Source organism: Plectonema cf. radiosum LEGE 06105 (assembly GCF_015207665.1).
Classification (GTDB): Bacteria; Cyanobacteriota; Cyanobacteriia; order Cyanobacteriales; family Nostocaceae; genus Rivularia; species Rivularia radiosa_A.
This window is the reverse complement of record NZ_JADEWL010000006.1, coordinates 1-26,206: the sequence shown is the minus strand read 5'-3', so window position 1 is coordinate 26,206 and position 26,206 is coordinate 1. Positions and strand designations below refer to the sequence as shown.

17 protein-coding genes are annotated in these 26,206 nt (G+C 36.0%); 9 read left to right on the top strand and 8 right to left on the bottom strand.

The annotated features are described in order from the left end of the window. Nucleotides 1–117: 117 nt before the first annotated feature. Nucleotides 118–2,991 (top strand): methyl-accepting chemotaxis protein, encoded by a 2,874-nt coding sequence (locus IQ247_RS02910; RefSeq protein WP_193916869.1) that lies wholly within the window; start codon nt 118–120, stop codon nt 2,989–2,991. A 1,093-nt stretch (nt 2,992–4,084) separates the two neighbouring features. On the opposite strand, the gene IQ247_RS02905 is transcribed toward IQ247_RS02910, so the two are convergent. Then, nucleotides 4,085–5,197, bottom strand: coding sequence for a sensor histidine kinase (locus IQ247_RS02905; protein ID WP_193916867.1), 1,113 nt, complete (start codon nt 5,195–5,197; stop codon nt 4,085–4,087). A gap of 50 nt (nt 5,198–5,247) precedes the next feature. Beyond that, a complete protein-coding gene (locus tag IQ247_RS02900; protein ID WP_193916865.1) occupies nt 5,248–6,567 on the bottom strand; it encodes an ATP-binding response regulator in 1,320 nt (439 codons plus the stop codon). Between the two features lie 978 nt (nt 6,568–7,545). Between IQ247_RS02900 and IQ247_RS02895 the strand changes: the two genes are divergently transcribed. Beyond that, on the top strand, nt 7,546–8,265 hold the full coding sequence (locus IQ247_RS02895) for a response regulator (protein WP_193917022.1): 720 nt from the start codon (nt 7,546–7,548) through the stop codon (nt 8,263–8,265). A 152-nt stretch (nt 8,266–8,417) separates the two neighbouring features. Beyond that, the gene (locus tag IQ247_RS02890; RefSeq protein WP_193916863.1) at nt 8,418–8,768 is read left to right on the top strand and encodes a Dethiobiotin synthetase; all 351 of its coding nucleotides are present in this window, start codon (nt 8,418–8,420) and stop codon (nt 8,766–8,768) included. Nucleotides 8,769–8,831: 63 nt separating this feature from the next. On the opposite strand, the gene IQ247_RS02885 is transcribed toward IQ247_RS02890, so the two are convergent. Together IQ247_RS02885 and IQ247_RS02880 are read right to left on the bottom strand one after the other, a co-directional pair. Next, the gene (locus IQ247_RS02885; protein ID WP_193916861.1) at nt 8,832–9,425 is read right to left on the bottom strand and encodes a hypothetical protein; all 594 of its coding nucleotides are present in this window, start codon (nt 9,423–9,425) and stop codon (nt 8,832–8,834) included. Between the two features lie 243 nt (nt 9,426–9,668). Beyond that, nucleotides 9,669–10,736, bottom strand: coding sequence for a glycosyltransferase family 4 protein (locus IQ247_RS02880; RefSeq protein WP_193916859.1), 1,068 nt, complete (start codon nt 10,734–10,736; stop codon nt 9,669–9,671). A gap of 560 nt (nt 10,737–11,296) precedes the next feature. Here IQ247_RS02880 and xth point away from each other — a divergent pair. The 3 genes from xth to IQ247_RS02865 all read left to right on the top strand — a co-directional run bounded on the left by xth (nt 11,297) and on the right by IQ247_RS02865 (nt 14,680). Then, a complete protein-coding gene (gene xth / locus IQ247_RS02875) occupies nt 11,297–12,079 on the top strand; it encodes an exodeoxyribonuclease III (RefSeq protein WP_193916857.1) in 783 nt (260 codons plus the stop codon). Between the two features lie 101 nt (nt 12,080–12,180). Beyond that, on the top strand, nt 12,181–13,056 hold the full coding sequence (locus IQ247_RS02870; RefSeq protein ID WP_193917020.1) for an SDR family oxidoreductase: 876 nt from the start codon (nt 12,181–12,183) through the stop codon (nt 13,054–13,056). A gap of 127 nt (nt 13,057–13,183) precedes the next feature. After that, nucleotides 13,184–14,680 carry a beta-barrel domain-containing protein gene (locus tag IQ247_RS02865; protein WP_193916855.1) on the top strand — a complete coding sequence of 499 codons (1,497 nt, stop codon included), beginning with the start codon at nt 13,184–13,186 and terminating at the stop codon, nt 14,678–14,680. A 70-nt stretch (nt 14,681–14,750) separates the two neighbouring features. On the opposite strand, the gene IQ247_RS02860 is transcribed toward IQ247_RS02865, so the two are convergent. The 4 genes from IQ247_RS02860 to IQ247_RS02845 form a co-directional block, all read right to left on the bottom strand. Further along, nucleotides 14,751–15,746 carry a TIGR00341 family protein gene (locus IQ247_RS02860; protein WP_193916853.1) on the bottom strand — a complete coding sequence of 332 codons (996 nt, stop codon included), beginning with the start codon at nt 15,744–15,746 and terminating at the stop codon, nt 14,751–14,753. A gap of 372 nt (nt 15,747–16,118) precedes the next feature. Beyond that, on the bottom strand, nt 16,119–17,588 hold the full coding sequence (locus tag IQ247_RS02855; RefSeq protein ID WP_193916851.1) for a S8 family peptidase: 1,470 nt from the start codon (nt 17,586–17,588) through the stop codon (nt 16,119–16,121). Nucleotides 17,589–17,976: 388 nt separating this feature from the next. Further along, on the bottom strand, nt 17,977–20,331 hold the full coding sequence (locus IQ247_RS02850) for a C2 family cysteine protease (protein ID WP_193916848.1): 2,355 nt from the start codon (nt 20,329–20,331) through the stop codon (nt 17,977–17,979). A gap of 779 nt (nt 20,332–21,110) precedes the next feature. Next, nucleotides 21,111–23,195 carry a S8 family serine peptidase gene (locus IQ247_RS02845; RefSeq protein WP_193916846.1) on the bottom strand — a complete coding sequence of 695 codons (2,085 nt, stop codon included), beginning with the start codon at nt 23,193–23,195 and terminating at the stop codon, nt 21,111–21,113. A gap of 810 nt (nt 23,196–24,005) precedes the next feature. Here IQ247_RS02845 and IQ247_RS02840 point away from each other — a divergent pair. The 3 genes from IQ247_RS02840 to IQ247_RS02830 all read left to right on the top strand — a co-directional run. Further along, complete coding sequence (locus tag IQ247_RS02840) at nt 24,006–24,782, top strand: TIGR00297 family protein (protein ID WP_193916844.1); 777 nt, start codon at nt 24,006–24,008, stop codon at nt 24,780–24,782. A 206-nt stretch (nt 24,783–24,988) separates the two neighbouring features. After that, complete coding sequence (locus IQ247_RS02835) at nt 24,989–25,747, top strand: peptidylprolyl isomerase (protein WP_193916842.1); 759 nt, start codon at nt 24,989–24,991, stop codon at nt 25,745–25,747. Further along, nucleotides 25,696–26,206: cyclic nucleotide-binding domain-containing protein (locus tag IQ247_RS02830; protein WP_322745402.1), on the top strand; the 511-nt coding region annotated here is incomplete at its 3' end. The genes IQ247_RS02835 and IQ247_RS02830, both read left to right, overlap by 52 nt.

The following is a 26,206-nucleotide window of genomic DNA, read 5'->3' as shown; positions in this document are numbered from 1 at the left end:
AATTTGTTTGAAATTAGCTTAATAAATCTGTCGAATCAGGTTTATATTTAATAGTTCTAATCAATAAAATCACTAAATAATTTCCGATATTTACCTGACAAAACCTTAGCCAAACCAATGAATTATACTTCTAAAGTATCGCCACAAACTTTTTCTGTTAAAACAACTTCATCGAACAAGCAAAAAACTTGGCTAAAAAAGTTTTATAACCTGCCAATTAGCCGTAAACAATTGATTGCATTAATTTTCTGTCAATTGGTATCTATCTTGGGTATAGGTATCGGAGGTACCTTGATTATTACTCAAGGTTTGCGGAATCAGTTGCTCGAACAAACCAAGTCAGAAATTGCGGTAGCGGATATTAATTACAATATCAAAATCGACCAAATGGGTTTTGGTTTTCGGGGACAATCCGATAATGAGGCGATTATTACAGCAGCTACATTCAAGGCTGCTAATCGCTCTTTAAACAACACTTTGATAACTTCTGTTGAGCGAATTTTGCAAAACGAAATCAAAGCCAGAAACATTGAATATGCGATTTTGGTAGGTACAGATTTAAATATTATTGCTAGTGCTAATACTAACCGTATAGGTGAGACTTTTAACCCTAATAATTTAGTCAGTCAGGTTTTACAAAATCCCCGACAAATTAAAGCAAGTGCGATTATTAATGCTTCAGAATTGAGTAAAGAATTTCCATCCTTACCCGAAAATCTGAAAAATAAAGATGCTTTAATTCGCTATACTGTCACACCTGTAAAAAATCCTCAAACCCAAGAAGTCATTGGTGCTTTGGTTTCTGGGGATATTGTCAACGGCAAAGATTCTATTGTCAAGAAAACTTTACAAGCCATGAATGGTGGTTATAGCGCGATTTATTTAAACAAACCCACAGGAGAATTTGAGCTAGCAACATCTCTTCAAATTAGTTCCGAAGCAAATAGAGCTACACCGAATATATCTTTACCTCCCGAAAGTAAATCTTTATTAGCAGCAGCAGCACAAGCTAAAGGTAGAATTGTTACCGGACGCATCAATGTAGAAGGTATAAATTATACAGTTGCAGCCAAGGCTGTTCCCAACCAAATTATTGAATTAGTAGACAATCAACAAGTCATTTACTCAGAAAAATCTCCTGCTGTTTTGGTGCGAGGAACTCCCGAAACAGCCCTGAATAATTTCTTAAATCAGAGTTTACGAGAACAAGCTCTAACTATCTTAATAGCTTTGTTTGTAGTTGGTTTTTGGGCGATAATTTTACGTCGAGCCATGATTCTTCCCATCGAAAACCTGCAAGAAACTGCACAGAAATTTGCGTCGGGCGATCGCAATTCTCGTGCAGAGGTTTTTGCTACTGATGAAATTGGGGATTTGGCAGTTAATTTCAATACGATGGCAGATAGTATTATTACTCAAGTCCGCCGTCAAGAATTAGAAGCGAAAATGGCACTGCAATTAAACGAAATTACCAGCCGGATTCGAGAAACTCTCAACGCCGAAACAATTCTCAAAACAGTTGTCACAACTACACAAGAAACTTTACAAGTAAATCGAGTCGTTTTCTATAAATTAGAAGAATCAACAGGTGAAATTATTGCTGAATCGGTTGATTACAGTTTAAATGCTGTTTTAGGGATAAAAGTTGATGATCCTTATTTAGTAAACGAATATCCAGATGAATACGAATTTGGCAGCATTAAAGTAGTTGAAAATATTCAGGATTTACGTTTAAACCAATCTTACCTCGAACAGCTTAAAGAGTTGGATGTTAAAGCGTTTTTACTAGCACCAGTTTTTGTCAGCAACAAATTACACGGTTTATTGGTTGCTCATGATTGTGCGGGTATGCGTTCTTGGCAAGAAATAGAAGTAAACTTGTTTAAACAAGTAGGGATTCAAATTGGCTACGCTTTAGAGCAAGCAGAACTTTTACAACAGATACAGCAAGGAAGAAACACAGCCGAAACCACTTCTGAGATTGAACGAAAGCAAAAAGAAAAACTGCAAATGCAGCTTCTGGAATTGCTGAATAATGTTGAAGGTGCAGCAATGGGAGATTTAACGGTACGTGCTGATGTCATTGAAGGAGAAATTGGTACCGTTGCCGACTTTTTCAACTCAATTGTCGAAAATTTGCGGGAAATTGTCACCGAAGTCAAAACATCAGCTTCTCAGGTGAATGACTCTTTGGGTTCTAATTCCAGCGCGATCGCTCTCTTAGCAACGGAAGCTAAAACCCAAGCAGCGGAAATCAACCGGACTTTAAATGCAGTTGATAGCATGACAGATTCCATCAAAACAGTAGCACAAAACGCTTATCAAGCTGCTGTAGTTGCTAACTCTGCTGCAACTGCTGCGACACAAAGCGATGCAGCAATGGATTTAACAGTACAGAATATTGTTAATTTACGAGAAACCGTTGGTGAAACTGCGAAAAAAGTAAAACGTTTGGGTGAATCTACTCAAGAAATTAGTAGAGTTGTAGCATTAATTCACCAAATTTCCATGCAAACCAACCTATTAGCAATCAACGCTGGAATTGAAGCAGCACGTGCTGGTGAGCAAGGACAAGGTTTTGCCGTAGTTGCTGAGGAAGTTAGTGAACTTGCAGCCAAAAGTGCTTCTGCAACCAAAGAAATTGAGCAAGTAGTAGAAAACATCCAGCGAGAAACCAGTGAGTTAGTAGAGTCGATTGAATTTGGAGTTACTACCGTAGTCGAAGGAACCCGTGTTGTTGAAGATGCTAAATATTCCTTGAATGAGATTTTACAGGTTTCCCGTCAAATTGACTCCTTAGTAAATTCTATTTCGCAGGCTACTGCATCTCAAGTGCAAACATCTCAAGCAGTTAGTGATTTGATCAAAGATATTGCTAATATCTCCCAACGTACTACAACTTATTCTGAGCAAGCATCTGTATCACTACAGCAAACTGTAGAAATTTCTCAGCGTCTGCAACAGAGTGTGGGTACTTTTAAGGTTGATTGAGAAAGTTAGGAATTAGTACCACCGGAGTTATAAATTACTGATTTGTCCATGATATTACTGAGCTAGAGACGCGATAAATTGCGTCTCAAAAGCTTTGAATTGGGTATTTACAATGGGGGAAATTGATTTGGTTGCGATATTTATTGCACTTTTCGGTTGAATGCAATCCAAATTAAAGTGATGGAAATTCGGACGGGCAAGGATGTCCATCCCAGAATTTAAATTTATTTGATCGGGGAACCCATAGGTAAAAAAACTTAAGCAATAATTATAAAAAAAGACTTTAAGGACTCTGGGAACATTGTTTATGCTGGTAGAAATCAAGTAATAACACAGGCTAAATTCATAATATAAGTATTAAAAAATATCAGTTTTTTTATGCGATATTGTGTCTTTATTTATGCAATAAATTCTAAATTAGTATTGTAGCGATTAAATAAATGAAAATAGACATCTCCAAAAATTAATTATGCGTCATCCAGAAACCTTGTAGAGACGCGAAATTTCGCGTCTCTACATTCTTTTTCGGAGATGTCTAATAAACTATGTTTAAAATACTTCAAAAAACTATTCAAGCATTTCTACTGTCAGCTTCGTGAGTACGATCGAAATACTCCCCACCCTTGGAGAGAAGTACAACGTTGTTAGCGATCGAAATGATACCTAATTAACCAACGAATTATATTGTCGCGAACCCGATACGCTTATTATGCAATCTGCAAATAGGCGTATTTTTTATTTCAATTTTTAGGCGTTCTTCGTCGGCATAGCACACACGCTACGCGAGCCTCGTTCCTCGATAAGTTGTCGGTGAATCAGTCCTGTTCGCTGAAATATCCCGAACTCTGGTTGACTGAGAAAAGCTATATCTAAAAATATTTAAGTATTAATTGGCATTTCATCTAAAAATAATTAATTATCAATAATCTAACATCGGCATTGCACCCAGAACAAACTTCTCGCTCAGTACCAAAAAAAGTCTAACAATCTCCTAGATTCTCTAGATGGAACAGACTTGACGCTCTATACCCATTGCAATTCAAACTAATCCCTCCAGGGGGATTGAAACAGGAACTTTGGCTTGTTGTACTAATCATTTAGGTAGCAAAACAGTAAACAAACTACCTTTACCAAGTTCAGACAAAACTTGAATTTTTCCCCGATGTGTTTCTATAATCCGATTAGATAAATGAAGACCTAAACCACTACCGGAACGTTTATTTCTACCTTGACGGAAACGTTCAAAGATAGTTTTTTGGTCTTCTTGAGCTATTCCATACCCAGTATCTTCAACTTCTAATTTTACCCAGCTTTGCCCTGTATCGGATATTAATTCTGATAAACGAATTTTCACACCACCTTCGTCAGTGAATTTTATCGCATTACCAATTAAGTTACTAACAACACGTCGCAATTCTAAACAATCTCCATTTTTAATCACGCTAGTATCTTCAGCTTGTTGTAAATTATTCTTAAATTCAATGGTTAAATCTCTTTCTTGCGCTAGTGGACTTAATTCTTGAACTACTTCCTCAACTATGGAAAGTAGATTACAGCTTTCAAAATTCAAAGTTTTTTTACCAGCTTCAAAACGTGATACCTCTAGCAGAGTATTCACCATTTCTAATAAGTTATGATTGCTGCGAATCATTGCGGCGATCGCCTTTTTCATTTCTGGGGAAATCTGACAGAATGTTTCTTGTAAAAATAAATTCAACATTCTATCCGCAGCTACTAAAGGTGTTCGCAAATCATGAGTTAAACGCGATACAAAGTCTTCTCGCTGACGTGTCATTTCTTTCTGTGCATCGATACTGTGCTTAAGACGCAAAAGACTGCGTACTCGGGCAAGTAATTCGTCTGTGTCGAAAGGTTTGCGAATAAAATCATCGGCACCTGCATCTAAACCTTCAACAACACTAGCATCGTCAAAGGCTGTAACTAATAATATTGGAATGTAATCATTCTCAGGATTATTACGGATGCGACGAGTCACTTCATAACCATCTATTCCCGGCATCATTACATCTAAGAGTATCAAACTTGGAGGCAATCGCTGAATTTCTTCTAATGCTGTTTCACCATTTACTACTAACTTAACTTCGTATCCTTCACTTTCCAAAATAGCTTGGACTAAGTGTAGATTATCAGGAATATCATCAACCGCTAAGATTCGATCTACTATTTGCAAATCTTGAAGTGACATAATAAGACTTTTTATAGAATAGATATTTTTTATACAGAATTAATTATTAATTATCTCTGCTGGTGTTTAGAATCCCTTTTTTGTTTATAATCTCCTTTTTTCTGATTGTTTACAAGCTGTTTTAAAGAAGAATCATAGTTAGTTTCTCTAATTTCTTGATCTGAAACAGATGACACTTGCCGTAGTAATTCTACACGAAATATCGAACCTTTTCCTAATTGGCTTTCAATCGTAATTTTTCCCCCCATCATATTTACCAATGCACTAACTATAGGTAAACCCAAACCCGTACCCCCAAATTTACGATTGGTACCTTGATCGAGTTGTCTGAAAGGTTCAAAAATATTTTGTATATTATCGAGGGCAATTCCAATTCCTGTGTCTTCAACTGCTAATTCAACACGATTATGAGAAAGTTCTGTGATTTTTACCTTAATACTACCAGTTTCCGTAAATTTAATCGCGTTTGAAAGCAGTTTAGCTAAAATTTGTCGCACGCGCAACGAGTCATTATATAAGATAGAATTTTCTAAATTGATGTCAATGTTTATGGAAAGTTTTTTCGCTTCTGCTAAAGAACGCATTTCTTCAACACTAAATTTAACCAATTTTGTGATATCGAATATTTCTGGTTTTAAATCTAAGTTTCCTGCTTGTAATTTAGAAAATTCTAAAATTTCGTTAACCAGTATCAATAAATTTTTCCCATTGTTAAGGATACGTTCTATCATCTGCTTTTGCTGATGTGTAAGTATACCTGATTTAGGACGCAGCAACAATTGAGAAAACCCAATAATCGCATTCATGGGAGTCCGTAATTCATGAGATATTGTTGCTAAAAATTGCGATTTTAACTCCAATGCTTCAATTAACTTGAGATTTTGTAAATTTATTTGTTGTTTTTGCTGTTCAATTTTTTGAGTTTTACTGATGATTAATTGCTTATTTTGCTGTATTTGCTGATTCGCTAGAGCTAATTGTGCTTTAGTTTGATAGATTGCGATCGCGTTACGTGTGACTAAATCTAAAATTTCTGCCGATAATGTCGATTTATTAACGTAATCTGTAGCTCCTGCTGCGATTACTTTTTCAATGATTCCTTTATCGCTGTTTTCAATTAGAACAACTACAGGAACTGGAATTCCTAAACTACGTACTTTTCTCAACAATGTTAAGGTTTGAGTTCCGGACAAACAATTATCCAAGAAAATACAGTCATAGGAAGTATTCTGTAAAACATCAATCGCGTCTTTGCTTTCCACTACTTTTAACATTTCTCTGCTTGCTCCAGCATTAGTGAAAGCACGACATATTGTTGCTTGATCTATTTGATTATCTTCGATAATTAAGATTTTCAGCTTCTCGTCCATCGTTTTTCAACTTAGGCTATTAGATGTTAATTTATTTTCGTGAAATTTTTCCCAGTCATCTGATCAATGATTATATTTTTTAGGTTATGATAATTTTTATGTATATCAGATTTATCATAAGTTAAATTGCTTATTTTTAACACAAGCAAAATTTTATGCTGATAATCTATATATACTTTAGCTCTTGAATTATATTAACTACCGTGAATCTTTATACCATAAATTAATCTCAAATTTTTTTTTAAACCTTATTTTATTGATGAAATATTGATTTATTAATTACTATTTCTTCTCTGACAACTTTTTTAATTATTTTATTCCACGAAAGTAAAAAGCCTGAGTAGTCCTTGGCGTAAGTGTAAGTAATTATTAGACGCAAAAATCTAAATAATGATGCCACTAACCTAACAATTGTCCTAAAAGCACTTATTAACCGCAATCAATCATAGAAGATTACAATCAACAGACAAATTAACTAATTTTACAATATTTTTTGTCAAAAAATATACTATATTATAATTGTGATTCTATTTTATGCAAATACATTTTTATTCGTCGTCAGTCCTTAGTATGAGTTTTCCCAGCATATTTGTGGCTAAAGGGAAATAGAAGTTTTTCTTAAGTCCGGCAGATAAAAACTTTAACAAAATCAGCATTATTGATTTTTGATAATTTTAAAGGGTTTCAATTGGTAATTGAAGTTGTAAATTATAAATGAATAATTAAATGAGTAAAAACAAGAAATTCGCAATATTTAGCAATATATATATTTAGTGCGGCATATATTTAGATATCTGAATGTATCTTAAGATATATTATCAACTATATCAAAAGACTAAACAAAAATTTTGCAGTTACTTCTGTCGATGGATGTATGCTTGAAAAAAAACCTCTATCTTAAGTTGTGAATGTTAATTAAAAAATTTCAATCAATAAGATTTCCTAAATATATTAAATAAAAATCATATGAGTGTAGCAATGAGTGAAATCAGTATTGTGTTAATTGAAGACCATGATTTAACTAGAATGGGAATAAAAGCTGCATTGCAGACAAATAGCGAACTGCAAGTAATAGGAGAAGCAGCTAACGCAACTAAAGGGCTGAAAATGCTAGAAACGATGAAGCCAGATGTAGCACTTGTAGATATTGGTTTACCCGATATCGATGGGATTGAACTTACCCGTAAATTTAGAGAATCTCAAAATAGTAGGGGAGATACTTCTACAAGAATTTTGGTTTTGACAATGAACCACACGAACGATACCGTACTTGCGGCTTTTGCAGCAGGAGCAGATTCCTATTACATGAAAGATACAAGTATTGATAAACTGACAGAAGCAATTTACGCAACTCATTACGGTAACTCTTGGATAGACCCTGCGATCGCGAATATAGTATTACATCAGATAAGACAGGAAACCTTCGACAATAAAACCTCGTTACAAGCGAAAACAGTAAAAATTGAAGCGCTTTCTTATGAATACGAGCAAGTTTTAGAAACTTACCCTTTAACTCAAAGAGAATTAGAAATTTTAGAATTAATAGTAGCCGGACATAGCAACGGAGAAATTGCTGAGCAACTATATATCACAGTTGGTACCGTTAAAACTCATGTTCGCAATATTCTTAACAAACTTTGCGCTGATGACCGTACTCAAGCAGCTGTAAGAGCATTACGTTCTGGATTGGTAGCCTGAAACTGGTGTATTTAAAATCACTCACTCAGGGACTGAAAGTCCCTCTCTTATAGCCAAAGTCCATTCCTAACTCCTAACTCCTAACTCCTACACGTTTACTTTGCTATAGTGTTGGTTTGTTGCCATTGAATATCTACCATACGCGCTTAGTAATGAACTACGAAACAGCTCATCAATTTCTTTTAAACCAAACTATAGCAAGCGAAAACAACTCAGATGCATTACTAACACGAATGCGACAAGGAAAAGCGCCCATACCCGGTCAAATTACTTCAATTTTGCTTGCATTAAAAGTAGTCTTTGAAGCATTAAAACATAATACTACCATCGAAAAAGAACTCGCTTACGCTTTATATTTATTAGCTATAAAAGCTCAACAATTATTTGCAGCGGGGCTGAAAGCTGGTGTAGATTGGCCCCCAATGCTAAAAGAAGATTTGTTAAGAATCGCAAACGCAACCGAAAGTATTCTTTGTGGTGAATGGCATAACGTGCATCAATAAATAGTGGTTGGTGGATAGTAGTTATCAACCAACAACCATAAATTAACAACCATCAACTAACTTCTAACGATTTCGTAATTCTTCTTCCAACTTATCCAAATCAGATTTAAGAAAAACCGTCATCTGACCAGTATAAGCTTTACCGTTTTTACCTTGTGCCACTTCTACCCAATAAGCATAGCGATCGCCAACACGTAATTCTCCGATTGTACCTTCTCTGATGGGAGTTTTAGCAAAACGTGCTGCATTAATTGCGCTTTGGTTGGGATACTCGTAAATAATTTGAGCGCCTTTATAATCTTGATAAATATCTAAACCGTAAATTATTCGCAAAGACTCTTTCAATTTATCCAAACTCATACCATTAATTGCATCATACATAGATATGCGTTCGGTACGAATTTGGCTACGGTTTTTGGTAAATGTGACTCTACCAGGTGCTGACACCATCGCTTGAAAACTGAATCTTTGAGCTGCGGTATCAGTTTTCGTCACCAAAAAGCGCTCCCCACTCCGAGGGCTTAATGTCGGATGTGCTTTAATCCAAGTTTCTACTTCTTCTGTAGCTTGTCCAGGTAAAGCCGTAGCCGCACTATTATTAGATATCAAGAATGCTAAGGGTAAAATTAAAACTTGTAATAGAGATTTTTTTAGCATTTTTCAGTTTTGAAAGTTTCTATATATAGAATTCCCCTTTTTTTCAATTAATTAACGCACTGTCTTCACAGTATTTTTTTTTCATGGAAAATTTTAAAACTCCACCGATTTTTATCAGGTGGAGTTGGGAACTTTAAAAAAAACAAATTAGTCTTGTTTGATTAGAGACTAAAATTTCACAACTTGCAAAGCAACAGTAGACTTGGTTTTAGCGTTGCCTGTGTGAAAAAAGTTGTTGTTGGATTAGTATGTGATTTTTGTAGAGTGAATAAAACCGTTTTTCTGAAGGCGATTTTCAAGGATTTTTCTGTAAACCGCTTCGTATCCATCAACCATTTTGCTCACGGTAAATCTATCTTCTACATACTTGCGACAACCATGACGGCTGAGTTCCAAAGCTTTGGGAATCATTGCTGCTATTTCTTCATAGCTTTGACAAACAAAACCACTTACACCATGACTTACAACTTCTGGTACCGAACCCAAATTAGTCGCAATCACTGGTGTACCTGTAACCATTGACTCAATCATCACCAAGCCGAAAGGTTCTTGCCAAGTAATCGGGAATAAAGTGATCGCAGCATTCCCTAGAAGTTCGGCTTTCTCCTTGTGAGTCACTTCGCCGAAAAATTGAATTTGTTTACCATCAATATGAGGAGCAATTTCTTGCTCGAAAAATTTACGATCAACCTCATCAACTTTTCCTGCCATTCTCAAATGCCAACCTGTTTGTTTGGCTATGGAAATAGCATGATGTGGTCCTTTTTCTGGAGAAAATCTCCCTAAAAATGCTAAGTACGGTGGATTTTCGGGTTCAGCAATGAATGGATAATTCTTTTCATCAATGCCGTTATAAACAGTTCCTACATAGTTCAGGTCTACCTGCCGTTGGGAATCACTGATACTAACGTATGGTTGCTTGTAGTGGTGGGTGTATATCTTTGCCGTATCTTGATTAAAGCTATGGTGCAAAGTATGTACAGTAGGTGTTGTCACCAATCCCGCTGAAGCCAAAGTCAAAACGCCATTATGGGAATGAATTAAATCAAATTCCGCCGCTCGTTGGTAAACCTGGCTGATTTCGAGCAGTTCATAAGCATCATAGTTTGAAACGTTAGGGTCTAAACGCAAAGCGCGATCGCAAACGGCTTCCAACTTAGCAAGAGTTAGCGAATCACCTGAAGCAAACAATGTTACTTCATGACCCCGACGAACTAATTCATCGGTTAAGTGAGCAACTACCAACTCTATTCCTCCATAAGAAGGAGGCGGAACTCGTTCCCTTAAAGGGGCTACTTGAGCGATTCTCATAAATTATTTGTGTTTGTACAACTAAAAAAGTCCATGTTAAATCAGTTATCAATTGACAGTTGTGACGGTCTATGGTATGAGAACAGATCGGAACCATATCAATAGATTATTTGTTCACTGTTAAGCAGGACTCAGATTTTCACTGGGTAGAGAAAAAAACATTCACCCATAGCAAAATCAATTAACCATGCTGACTTGCAATAAGTCTATTTTTGGTTAATCAAATTTTGACTAATCTTTCAAATTATCTCAGATTGTCAACAATTAATAACTATTAAGCAACTACATTTACAAATTACAGCTTGTTTGTAATATTGAACATCTATCCTGGGAATCATAGAAAATACTTTTTTTAGTATACTAAAATACAGTTTTTTGAACCACTTTACTTTTCATGAATTTATTTCGGATTTTTCGGAGTTTTTCGGAGTTTTTTAGGAGAAGCAAAGAGAGTCCTGTTTGTGTTTAGGCAATCAAGGTTTTGCTTTTGCCATCTTGATGATGTGTAATCGAATATGCTGGAATTGTGTCCAGAATGATCAAGAATCGGAAGGGAAATCATGAAAATCGCGACTTGGAATGTCAACTCAATTAGAACTCGTTTGGAACAGGTTATTAATTGGTTGAAGGAAAGTGCTGTTGATGTGCTTTGTTTACAAGAAACTAAAGTTGTAGATGAACAATTTCCCCAAGAACCTTTTCAAGAATTAGGGTATTATCTCTATACTTATGGACAAAAATCATACAACGGTGTAGCAATAATCAGTCGTCAACCTTTAAAAGATGTTGCCTTTGGTTTTACTTCAGTCTTAGACAATATCGATTCCAAATGGGACGAGCAAAAACGAGTAATTTCCGGTGTAATTGGTGATATTAGAATTATCAATCTTTACGTACCTAACGGTTCTGAAATAGGTAGCGAAAAATATGAATATAAATTGCAATGGTTGAAAATATTAGGGGATTATTTGCAAAAACAGCAAGAATCGACCGACGATATATGTATGTGCGGAGACTTCAATATTGCTTTAGAAGATAAAGATATTCACGAAAAAGCCGACCCCAAAAATCATATCATGTCATCTGAGGCGGAACGGCAAGCTTTACGAGATATTTTAACCTTGGGATTTGCCGATGCTTTTCGTAAATTTACCTTAGAAGGCGGACATTACAGTTGGTGGGACTATCGCGCAGCGGGATTTCCTCGTAACCGAGGCTGGCGGATCGACCATCATTATCTCACACCCGATTTGTGCGATCGCGCAAAAAGCTGCATCATTGACATCGAACCCAGAAAATTAACTCAACCAAGTGACCATGCTCCTGTTATTGTGGAATTTTAGAAGACCTTCGGGATGACCAGAGTTAGGAGTTAAGAGTTAAGAGTTAGTAACTTCCAATTTCCAATCCCCAATTACCCATTCCCCATTACCCATTAGCAATGATGTTTTTAGTAACAGGTGCAACCGGCGATATTGGTACCAGAGTGGTACGACTGCTGCGGGAACGAGAGATGCTAGTCAAAGCTTTTGTCCGTCTCACCTCGCGTTATAGTGAATTACAACATCGAGGTGCCGATATTTTTATCGGTGACTTAAGGGAAGAAAAAGACATTCGTAAAGCTTGTCAAGGAGTTGATTATATTGTTAGCGCTCACGGTTCAGATGGTGATGCGCTATCCTTGGATTATCGCGCCAATATAGAGTTAATTGACCAAGCAAAAGCGAATGGAGTTCAACACTTTGTCTTTATTTCCGTATTGGGTGTAGATCGAGGGTATGAAGATGCTCCGACTTTTAAAGCAAAACTTGCTGTAGAACAATATCTACAAAACAGCGGTTTAAACTATACAATTTTACGACCTGCTGGATTAGCGTCTAATTTACTGAGCTTAGCTGAAAGATTTCGCGAAACCGGGTTTTATTTACTTATCGGTGATCCTAAAAACCGCACTTCTATAGTCAGTACAGATGATTTAGCAAAAATGGTAGTTGATTGTGTCATTCTGTCAAGCGCTCGCAATAAAATTTTACCTGTGGGAGGCCCAGAGGTTTTATACAGAGAAGATATACCGCATATTCTCGGTCGTATTTTTAATAAAGAACCAGTAATAGTTAACGCACCATTATTTTTAATTGATGGATTGCGGAGTGGATTAGGTTTAGTTAATTCTAAAACACAAGCAGAATTAGGTACTTTTCGCACTTTACTAGCCAATGAATTTTTCTGTACAACAGAAGAAGTTAAAAACTTAGAAGAAATTTTCGGTTTTGAATTAGAAACCCTAGAAAGTTTTTTAAGACGTTATTTAGGAGTTTAGTTGATAGTTGATGGTTGTTAGTAGTTAGTTGATGGTTGTTATTACACTACACCTTAAACTTTTGACCTTTAACCTTTAACCTCTAACCTTTAACCTTTAACCTTTAACCTTTAACCTTTAACTTTTTATGAAGTATTCCTTAGTTGCAAATCCATCTCAAGCACGTAGAACCAAACAAGAATTTGCTCAACCAGATGAACAATTATCTTATGAATTGGGTAAAGCCGTACAGGAACTGCCACCGCTTTATACTAGATTGTTAGCAGGAACCATCAGCGCAATTATTTTTGGTTCAATTACCTGGGCTTATTTCTCGAAAGTAGAAGAAGTCGCGAGTGCGTCAGGAAAAATCATTGCTTCTACACAAGTTAGGCCTGTAACATCCTTGGGTAATGGGTCAATTGTCGAAGTGAATGTCAAGGAAGGTGATAAAGTAGAAAGAGGTGAAGTTTTAATTCAACGTGACCCAGATTTGCAGCAAGCGGATGTTGCTCGTTTAGCGAAAAATGCTAGCTTGATTCGAGAAGATTTACGCCGTTTGGATGCGGAGCGTACTGGTGTTAAAACAGCGGGGAATAAGTTACAAGATGAATTGTTGCTGTCTCGCTTGCAAGATTATCAAGCACGTCAAGCTAGTGCGGAAGCGGAAGCAAATCGTCAAGCAGCCCTTGTAGAACAAGCAAAGGTACGTTTTACTCGTTTGCAAGAAAATTTTGCTAACGCTAAAACCAATTTAATTAATGCTAAAACAAATTTGAAAAATGCTCAAGAACTTCGTAAGCAAGTTGGAAGTGGTGTAACATTAGCGAAAACGAGAGAGAAAAGTTTACGGGGACTAACTACTGAAGGTGCTATACCGCGACTCGATTACTTAGATGCACAGGATAGACTTAACCGTGCTAGTGCTGAAATAACCAGAGCTGAAGACCAAATAGTCAACGCTGATAATAAAATAACTGAAGCCCAAGACAGAGTTACATCTTTAGACAAAGATATAGCTGCTCAACAGCAAGAAATTAGCCAAGCACAAGCAGCATTTGAAGCAGCTAGTAGTCAAGCACAACGTTTAGCTTCGGAACGTCAAAGTGAAATTTTGACTCAAATTAACCAGCGTAAAGAAGAATTGAGCAACATTGTCGGTCAATTAGAGCAAGCGAAAAAACAGCAACAATTAGAAACTATCAAGTCTCCAGTAAAGGGGATAGTTTACGATGTCAAAGCAAGTAAAGGTCCTGTACAAGCAGGAGAACAGTTACTCTCAATTTTACCTCAAGGAGAAGAATTATTATTAGAAGTCAAAGTTCTCAACCGCGATATTGGTTTTATTCGGCAAGGAATGAAAGCAAAAGTCAAAATGGCAACTTTTCCTTTTCAAGAATTTGGTACCATTCCTGGTGAAGTAGTACGTGTTAGTCCTAATGCGATAGTAGATGAGAAATTAGGATTGATATTTCCCACGACAATTAAGCTAAATAAAAAATCAGTTGTATTGCGTGACAAAGAAGTAATATTTACGCCTGGAATGGTTGCAAATGCTGATATTGTAACTCGTAAAAAGTCGATTTTGACATTTTTGGTTGAGCCTGTGACGCGACGGTTTAGCGAAGCATTTTCTGTAAGATAATTGTCAAAGGTCTAAGGTCTAAGGTCTAAGGTTAAAGGTCAACTGTCAACTGTCAACTGTCAACTAACAACTAACCACCTTTATACTTCAAAACAAAAATTACCCCGATTAAACCAGCTAAAAGCATTATCCAAGCTCCAGTTGCTATTTTGATTAACTTTTTGGCCTTGATGTTTTGCCACCAACCCGTGGGGCGTAAATCTTGAAGTAAGAGAGTGGCGATCGCCGCTAAGTTTAAACTGGCAATATTGGCAATTAATAATAACATTGCTCCGATTGCGGGTTGCCATTCTGCGGAGCCCATCAACATTCCCCAAGTTACCAAAGGTGGTAATAAGGCAACTGAAACCATGACTCCGACGATGGAACTGATTTCACCAGCGGTTAAGGAAATCGCCGCAGCAGCACCGGAAGCAAGAGCAACGACGATATCAGCTAAAGTTAATTTGGTTCGGATAGCTATTTCTGGTAAGTCTGGACTAATAGGAGAGAGTAAGCCGATTAAAATTGAAAAAATAATCGGGATGATAATTCCAATTACACCAACTCTGATAGTTCGTACAGCTAAAGTAAAATCTCCTAAAATAGTAGCTACTGCTAATGCCATATTAGGTTTAAGTAATGGTGCTAGTACCATTGCACCAATTATTACTGCTTCACTACCGCGTACCAAACCCACAGCAGCAATACTAGAAGATAATAATAATAATGAAATCTGTGTCCAGGAAAAATGAACGCTTGAGGCTACATTGGTGTAAATTTCTTCGCGATTAATTCGAGTTGGCGCGGATGGTAAACCAACTGAATTTTCCGATGATTCTAGTCGAGGTAAGGAAGCTTCTACTGGTAATAGAAGCAATCGAAAGTCTTGTATATCCTTGAACTGTCCAACTAAACAATCAATTAGTGGTTCTACTTCCCCTGAAGAAAGCAATATTTTAAACTCCAGTTGATTATTTTCTAGTTTTTTTTGCCAAACTCCTAAAGAAGAATATTCTGCGATTAATTCCTCTAATCGTTGACTCTTTTCTTGTGGTAAATAAACCTCAACTAAGCGTAGATTCATGTACTGTGTTTTTGGAGAAAGTTTTTTGATAATGTAATAGTTATTTTTTAGCGTAGCTGATTACCACAATAAAAGCTTGTTTTCTTTGTCACTCTGTTGGTATGAAGTTTAAATTATTCCTTAATGAGGATGCGCTTGATTTTTTTAATGATAGTAAAGGGTTGGGAAAAACAGGGAATAATAACTACTCCCTTCCTGCCCTAAAATTAGCGTTCTCTTTTGATCTCTTTCCTCTGTGTTCTCTGCGTCTCTGCGGTTTTTTTTTCGGTAATCTTTCAGGAGAAAAGGAGTAATCATCCAGGCTTGATATTACTCACAGTACAGAAGTCGAGTAACTTTTACAAAAACCAATTTCTAGCTCTATACTACTCCCTAAAATAAAAAATCAGGTTCTTCGAGCATACTTTCAAAATCTTTGTTGAAGATAGGGTTATTTTTATTTCCTAAACTATTATGTTGATAATTAATCAACTGTGATTCAAAGGAGAGATTTACAGACTTGTTAATATTTTGATTGGGGGATAAATTAAAAGTTTCAGTATTGCCAAAATCAAGGCTTGTACTAAAACTTTTGTTTGGATATCCAGCATCAAAATTAGATGTAAAACTACTACCTTGAATTAAGTCACTAGAATCGAATTTTAAACTGATAGTTTGGATATTATTACTAGCTGTTTCTTCGAGAGTTTGACGTATCAAGTTACTATTCAAGTTAGGATTAGCACTTAACATTAAAGCTACTACTCCTGCAATATGAGGAGTTGCCATAGATGTACCACTATAGGAATCATACCTGTTATTTGGAAGTGTAGAGTAAATATCGACTCCGGGAGCGGTAAGATATGTTAAAGCATCGGTTCCTGCACGGTTAGAAAATCGAGCCATATTTTTATCTTTATCTATAGCTCCTACAGCAATTCCATATTTGTCTGCATAACGAGCCGGATAAAGTGGTGTTTCACCGCTACTGTTTCCCGCTGCCATGACTACGATTACTCCTTTACTGTTAGCATACTCTACAGCTCTTTCTATACTAAAGCTAGGAAAAGAACCACCCAATGAAAGGTTAATGACATCGGCTCCATTATCGGCAGCATAGTAAATACCATTAGCCACCGCAGTAGTAGAACCAGAACCAAAATCATCTAAAACTTTTACTGGCATTATTTGAGCATCGTAAGCAATACCAGTTACACCAAAATCATTTTTTGTCCCCGCAATAGTACCAGAAACGTGGGTACCATGTCCATCTACATCTATGGTGTTATTATTCTTTCCATCAAAGTTCCAACCGTAGACATCATCTACATAACCGTTACCATCATCATCTTTACCGTTGTTGGGAATTTCACCCTGATTTGTCCAAATATTCTGTTTTAAATCATCATGATTGCGATCGACACCAGTATCTAATACCGCAACTACCACACCTTGCCCTGTATATCCTTTTTCCCATACAGACGGTGCTTTGACAGCATCGGCTCCCCAATTTTTACCTCCTTGCTCAGGAACATTCGCAAATGTGTCTTCTCCAATGATTTTAGCTACTGCTGCTGCTGCATTTGCTAAACCATAACCATTTTCAGAGTTGTATCCTTGACTGCTGGAAGTATAAATATTTTGTTGGGAATTTAATTGAATATTGTTATCTATATATGGTATTACAGTTTCTTCAGAGTTTTTAACAATTGAATCATCTGTAGAAGATTCAAAACTGCTACGACTCAGAAGGTTAAGATTATTTTGTTCAATCTGGAAATTTAATTCATCTGTTGTGATAAATGCTGTGTTATTTTGTGTTGTTTCAGGGAATAAATTACTATCATTCAAGTTAGGTTGCATAAAGTTATACCTTAAATAAATTAATCTTTATTTTGATGACACCATTAATAGTGAAAATTCTGAAATTAATTCAAATTTTAAGTTGCAAAAATATTCGGATTAACCATAAGTACTATGAAATTTAATTGTAAATTGCTAGTAATTTAACAGTAAGATTGTTTTTGATATTTTTATGAATATAAATCTAATTTTATTAATAGATTAATTCTCAAATCAGACATTTCTTAATTATCAAAATGTGTATTTTAAACTTTTTATTTCCAGAAGTCGGGTTTTTGTAAATAAAAACCCGACTTCTATTTATCAATTGTTTTCAAGAAGTCGGGTTTTTATGAAGATTTTCTATGAGTACCGATATTTATCTAAAAACCCGACTTATATTGACAATTTACGTAGAAACTACATTTTTAATTGTAGAATCCCAATAACTAAAGTTGTTGCTAATTTCATTCCAACTTAATTCTAAAGTGCGAGATTTTAAAGCAGTATTATCAGTACTCCAAGGATTTAATAAAGTAAACTTTTGAGTTGTAGCATTATAATCGATTAAGGCGTAAGCATGGGAAGTGACAATATTTGATTCTACTCCACTAGATTTTGAACCAAATCCCACAACTTCACCGGAACTAAAAGCATCAATAACCGTATTAAAATTGAGTATTCTACCCAAAGCAGATTTTTCTCCAGTAATATGCGCGAATGCATCACTCAAATATCCAGCATTTCCAATACCATTATATGAATTGGTATTATCTTGATTAATCCATCCAGATTCATTTAGTTGAGCATAAGCTTTTTCTGCTAATGCAACCCATAATTCATTATTACTATTTCCGTGATAATCACCTGCATTAGCATATACAAAATTACCGATATTATTGGTTGGTAAATATCTGTCTACCGTTACATAATCGGCAACTCCTTTATTATAAAAACGAACCGTAAAAGTACCATCTCCATTATCAATAAACATATTTTGGATAATTTCTGGAGATTGTACGGCAGTTGCACCTAAACCAGCTAGGAAAAAACAGTCATTGATATAACCTTGCTTGATATCATCATGACTGATACCATTTTGAAATAAAGAACCTTGTGCATATTGATAAGTGTGAGTTGTTATCGGACGTTCACTTCCTAAAAACCACTTGTTGATCAGCTTGTCTAATTGCACATCGCTACTTCCAGCTTGTAAATTCCCCGATTTATTCGCAACATCACCGTTAACTACTTTATTTGATAAAACTCTTACATAGTCTGACATTCCCAAGTAAGAAGCGTTATTAATTATGGTACGTAAATCATTTAATTCCGTTGAATCAACCACACCGTCATCTTTTGCATTTCGGATAATCGCGATCGCCTCATTGCGGTCTATAATATTATCTGAAAATAACGACCTGCTTAATTCACGGATGTTTGTATCTTGAATATTCTGATCAAACCAGTCTTGTTGGGGAACAGTATCTACAACTTGGAAAGACTTTTGCCAGATATTACTATAATCATCTATCTTATCGCGGGTTCTTGCCCATAATAAGTAGTCACCACCTTCGAGGGAATCAATACTGTAATCAAAGCCGAAGGAACCATCTTCATTACTGCGGAATTCCACCGCATCAGCGATATTTTGCCAATTTCCACCCTGTTTTTGTAACCAAAAATCAACTCTGCTCAAGTCATCTATACCGTTAGCATCAAATACTTTACCATTGATAACGCGCACACCACCCTCAATTGTTTGAATGTCAAACTCAAAGTTAGAAGGTGCTACATTCGCAACTTTAAAGTAAGTTGTTAATGCATCTCCAGAAGCACCGGCTTTATCATACGCGATGGCTTTTAGCTCATAATTACCTTGTTTTAAATCGCTAATACTGTAGTTAAAACCGATAGAAGCATCCTGATTTTGATAAAAGTTGAGAGCGTCTTTAATATCAGTCCATTCACCACCCTCTTTCTTCAGTTGAAAATCAATTCTTTCTAAGTCATCTATACCATTTGCATCAAATACCTTGGTGTTAGTCAGTTTGATTCCTCCAGTAATTTGATCGATTGCAAAGCCTAAATTTTGAGGAGCTAGATTGACAATATTTTCAACGTTAAAAGATTCTGTCCAAACGTTGCTTCTAGCACCGAGTTTATCCGTAGCTCTACCCCATATATGGTATTTCCCTTGTTCAAGATTATTGATATCGTAATTAAAGCCAATTGAACCATCAGTATTCTCACTAAATTCAGATACACTACCAAATTTTTTCCAGCTTTCACCCTGTTTTTTCAGCCAAAAATCCACTGTTCGTAAGTCATTTACACCATCAGCATCAAAAACTTTGGTATCTGTAAGACGTACTCCACCTGCAATCGCTTCTGTATTAAATTGAAATGCTTGTGGTATATGGTTGCTTCTCACTCTCAAATTGTAGGAAGTACCAACATTACCAACCTGATGAACATGAATATGATAACTACCTGAATCTAAAATTTGATTAATTTTTTCAGATACATTACCGTTACCAGATGAATTCGCAATTTCTGAACCATGATCATTTAATAGTCGAACATCTGCATTATCAGATAAATTACTCAATACAAGGTTAAAACTACTGCGACTGCTTAATTTGAAGCTATAGTAATCATCAGTATTATCCAAGCCAACTTTATCTTTGATAACTTGCCACTTTTGATTAGTATCTAAAGGAGTCGAAGAACCGAGAAAGTTTCCCCCATTATCTATTTGCATAATATACGGCTGCTTTTTGTTATGTAAATAAAGTTTGTCAACATCACCTTGCATACAAACAAGCAAGGTAAAGATTTTATAGTAGTTTGTAAACTTTCCTATCTTTTTGAGAGGAACTTCTATAGTGCTACTTACATTCCCAAAACAGCTAGGGAAAAATTACGTATTAATTAAATATAAAAAAATGGCATATCTCACCTAGATAAAACGTACAAATCACAAAGTTAATTCCCATAAGTTCAGTATTGATGCGATATTTTATAAAGTTATTTAAAAGTAGTCTAATTTTTCAACCCTGAGTAAGTATATCGCTAAAAGTCTTTATGGATAAGCTTTATAAACAAATAAGAGTTTGAGAATGAATATACATCCTGTAAGAAATAATACTTTATTAAGTAAAGAATACAATATTTTTGATTATTTAAGTTGAATATTAAAACATAGTACTTAAGTAGATAGAGGCAAATCTAAGACATGATATTTTAAATAATTAATTAAAGAATAAGTATCAAAGTAAAAAATTTACTATATTCAAGGAAAAACCAATTAATCCGGAAAAAAGGGATTATTTAATTCTTTAAGTATTTAATTATTTATTGAATTTATTGAATTTATTGAATTTAATTAATTTAATTGATTTTATTTATATTTGTAGAAACGTAGCAGTGCTACGTCTCCAATGATGTGAAATCATCACCGATATTTTTATTCAGCAACGACTAAAATTGAATCTTGCTGCCGCTGAATGCAATGATGAAAATTATATCTGTTCGATTAAATTAAGCAAAACCCCGTGCAATCGCTAAAGCCCTTCTTACTCCTGCATCGGCGTTAATAAATCCGTTGCCATAAACAGTGTCATAACCTTGATTGCCCAAATCATAAGCTGTTTCGGAGATAATTGCCTTAATCTGTGCGGCGCTTAGATTGGGATTAACGCTCCATAATAATGAAGCAACACCGGAAACGTTAGCTGTAGAAGCGGAAGTTCCATTAAAGTTCTGGTTGTAACCAAAATCAAAGTTACCCGAAGCATTACGAGTTGCACTGGTACTAATAAACTCAGATGGAGCAGTTACAGTTAAACCATTACCATAATTAGAACCCCACCAATTTTCATAGGAAATGCGTTCACCCGGTGTTTTTGCATTCCCGAAATAATCTGTAGTACCCCAAGAAGAACCGACAGCTACAACATTACCGTATTTTTGGGCTAAATCTGCCGGACTAGCAATACTGTTAGTATTAGCATTACCTGAAGCAATGACAAACAAAGCTGTATTCTGGTTGTCTGCAATTAGTTGTTCAAATTCAGGGGAATAACCACCAGCCAAACTGATATTAACCACCAAACGCTTACCTTGAGCCTTGGATTGCTCTATCATTGCTTGGGTTGCAGTAGCTAAGTTGTAATTGGGAGCATCATCACCAACAACATCGATGTTGATTACGTCTGAATTCCAGTTAATACCAGCCCCTCCAATTCCGTTATTACTTGCAGCAGCGATAGTTCCTTGTACTAAAGTTCCATGAGAAAAATCACTCGATTTACTCCATTCATCCAAGTAGTTATTACCGATAAAATTAGTACCGCGTAAATCTGGATGAATATTTCCACTGCTATCAGTTCCCAAGCCAGTATCTTGGATACCAATCATGACATTATTGGAACCAGTTGTAAAGCGCCATGCATTATGAACCCCCATCCCATGCAGGTTCCACTGTTGGTTAAACAAAGGATCATTAGGAGTTACTGATAAATCCATGGTAGTATCCGCAAATTTTATTGTTTCAATACCTTCAAATAAAATTTCGCTACCATCACCAAAAGTTAGAGCATCAAATATTCGATTACCGTTCCCCGAATTATAAACTACACCACCATCGGGACTATTAGCATAATTCAAGACAACCGAAGATGAAATAAACTCGGATAAATCTAGTAAATCCCGCTTTCCACTACCATAGTCAACGTTACCGTTACCGGAAAACACTGTGCGACTCGAACCTGGTTGGTATGTAAAGGTATCAGCCCTTAAAGTTCCTAGGAAGGTATTGGTAGTTTGGGGGATAGCAGAAGTAGGAATCGGAGATGATGCACTTGTTGTTCCCGTATCTACTGTTGTATTATTTACAGACGTGGGAATTATTTCCACTAGAGACGCTGATAAATGCAGGTCGTAGTAAGTCTCGCTATTATTGTAGGAATTAACTTCTAGATAGTAACTTCCCGCAGCTAAGGTTTTGGCGATCGCTTCATTTAAACTACTTATATTCGCTGAGCGAGCAAGAATATTTCCTTGACTTGATAGCAAGCGTAAATCAGCATCAGCACTCAAACCATCCAAAACTATGTTCAAGTCACTGGTATTATCAAGATGAAATTTGTAATAGTCCTTGGAGTCTAATTTACCCACCCAATTGCTAATACTTTTAGTCTGAGAATCGATCACAACTTCGCGAGCAAGATCAATGCTATTTCCTGCGCTGTCAAAGGGTACTGCTGAAACACTTAAACGATAGTCAGTTTGAATATTACCGTAAGGATAAACTTCAATATAGTAAGTACCTTTCTCTAAACTCGTGCGAATGGATTCGGCTAATTTACCTCCATTGTTGGAATAAGCGATTATTTCATCTTTCTCAAATTTTCCATTGCCATTGCGATCTTGAATCAACTTTACGTCTGCATCTGCACTTAAACCGTCAAGAGTCAAGTCAAAACTACTACGTCCTTTAAGATTGAAGCTGTATAAATCATTTGCTTCAAGACTGCTAACTGTATCCGTAAAAAATTGAGGACTAGTATTAATACTTAAGTGTGTTGCTGAATCCAAATATCCTCTCAGTGCATTTTCTGACATACTTTTGAAATCCGAAAAAACGGTATTTTTTAACTCAATATCTATAAATAGTCTTTTTCAATGTCAAAATAGAGACTATGTGCTTACTTTAACCTTAACACCACAATAAATTTACTTAATCTTCATCAAAGTTTTCAATTTTATTTTAATTGGAAAAATTGTTTATCTGTAGAAAATATGCAAATTTTCCTCCTTATAATAAAAATTATCGGGTGATTTTATGGTAAATGGTTTTTCTAGTTTAAAGCTATTTGTTACTGATTTTTAGTTATCCCTAAAAAATCAAAAGTAGGTAAAACAAGCAAGGTTCATCTTGCCGTAAATAAAAGCTACAACCGAAGAAAAATCATTTTTAATTCCAAGGCTTCCTTAGGGCTTATCCTGATTATTTGGGATATTACCTTGTGATTTTATGCTCCCTTACTCCAAGACTTGTGATTTAAGTAATTGGTATAATCGGAAACTAATCTTCCTAAATACAGCTATTTGCTGTACGAATTGAAATAAAAATTATTGGGAATAAGCAACCATAAATAATTTACTGAAATAGAAAAATATATTACTTTTGAAAAAAATGATATGGGAGTAAGAGAGATGCTTCGTTAATTGATCGGGTAGTTAACATGGGGACAGGTAATCAATAATATCAATAATTTTCGCAAAAGATAAAATTTATGCTTATTAATCTAAAAGTTAGTAAAAATTTTGCTGTTATTACTGGTATTAAATATTTATGGGAGTGCATATTGGCTTATGGACGGTTAATTGCAATACTTGTGATGTGACGAAAACATTGGTGAAAAATAACTGATGCTGTCTTTATACAATTTTCCGAACAGTTGGCTCGTAGCAGTTGGACTCAATACCGTACTCTTAGGTATAGTTTGGCTGCTACCAAAAAAACTGCTGACTACTGCTGGAATATTTAATGCTTGGTTACTGGGTGTGTTGATTTGGGGAACCCTTGGTTGGTCTGGGTATGGGATAGTTGTTGTTTACTTTATAGTTGGTTCGGCTGTCACCCGCATCGGAATGGCTCAGAAAGAAGCCGAAGGAATTGCCGAAAAACGTTCCGGTGCTAGAGGTCCGGAGAATGTTTGGGGTTCGGCTTTCACTGCGGCTTTGTGCGCTTTGGGCATAGGAATTATTGATGGTTTGGGAAGTAATCAGCCTATTTTAAGTTCTTTGCTGCTGTTGGGTTATGTTGCGAGTTTCTGCACCAAACTTTCCGATACTTGTGCTAGTGAAGTGGGTAAAGCCTATGGTAAACGGACTTTTTTAATTACAACTTTACAACCAGTACCGCGAGGAACTGAAGGTGCTATTAGCCTTGAAGGAACTGTTGCGGGAATCTTCGCTTCCGTAGTGCTGGCAATTTTAGGCTGGAGTCTGAGCTTGATTGATGTGTGGGGTATTGTATGGTGCGTATTAGCAGCATTTATCGCCACTAATTTAGAAAGCGTAATTGGAGCAACATTGCAATCCCGATGGCAGTGGCTGACTAATGAATTAGTTAATGTTCTCAACACTTTGATAGGAGCTGCTAGTGCGATGCTATTTGCCTGGATGCGAGCAAATATTATTTAGAATATAATGTGTTTTCAAATACAAGTTGTTTAAATTTCATAAATCTATAAGTATTTATACATAATATTTATCAAGATTTGTTGCAGTATTACTGCAAGGCAACTTGGCATTACAATAGCATTGTCCTTATTAAGTGTCAGTTGAATAGGATTTGCTTCAATTTTATTGCTGTATATTTTTTAAGGTAATTTCTAAGTAAGCATTTTATGGAATCTTCATCGTTTTTGACTGTTGATGACCGATTAATTTCAGTACAGCAGGCAGTACAACACTTACAAATTAGTGGAAAATTAGGTCAGTTTATTAGGGATATTCTGCGCCAAGATGTCATAGAACAAGAAATTAAAGCTAGAACTGAGATAGAACTGTCTCCAGCTTTAACCGAACAAGCAATTATTGATTTTCGACTCAAAAATGAACTTAGCGACCCCCAAAAGTTTCAGGATTGGTTAAATAATAGCGGTACCGATTATGATACATTTCACGCCACAGTTGCTTTTGGATTTAAGTTGGAAAAGCTGAAAAGCGCGATCGCAGATCCAAAGTTAGGGGAATATTTTATTGAAAGAAAGATTTTTTTAGATAGAGTAGTACTTTCTCGAATTATTGTTGATAATCGGGAGTTAGCTGAGGAGTTGCACACCCAAATTGAAGAAGGAACTAGTTTTGAGCAGCTGGCGAGGGAATATTCCTTAGCTGACGACAAGATTGTTAACGGTATGATGGGACCAGTCAGTCGCGGAACAATGCCGGATAAACTGCGAGCTGCTGTAGATGTAGCTGGTTCTGGAGATATTTTAGGACCAATACAGCTAGAAGAACGCTATGGATTGTTTCGTTTAGAACAACTTTTACCAGCATCATTAGAAGATACTCAACTCAAGCAAGCACTACAAAATGAACTGTTCGAGAAATGGCTAGCAGAGAAAATTCAAAAGCTGACAGTCAAACTACAAGTAAAATAACCCTTTCAGATGATCAATTTCATCAAGCAACAGTTTTAGATTCACCGGCTTGGCATCAACCACCTTTAAGCTGGTTGAGTGACGAACAAAAAACTTTGTTGCAAGACGGATCGGATATTCTTGATTTTCGTTTAGGAGAGAAAATTTGGTATCAAGATAAAGATGGTTATCAATTTCTGATCGTTTCTGGCAAAGTCCGCCTGCGCCAAGAAGGAGTTGGTAAGCCTTTAGCCACTTTACAAGCAGGAGATTGGTTCGGTGATTTAAACAATTATCCCACAGAATGTAAAGCTGTCGCAGCGAGTAAAGAAGTTTTATTGCTGCGTACCGATACAGGATTATGGGCAGAATTATCCACACCGCAAATTGAAGAGTTTTGGGTAGGGAGACAAGGGGACAAGGGGACAAGGAGACAAGATGAGAATCTAGAAAAAAATTCTCCCCATCCCCCCATCCCCC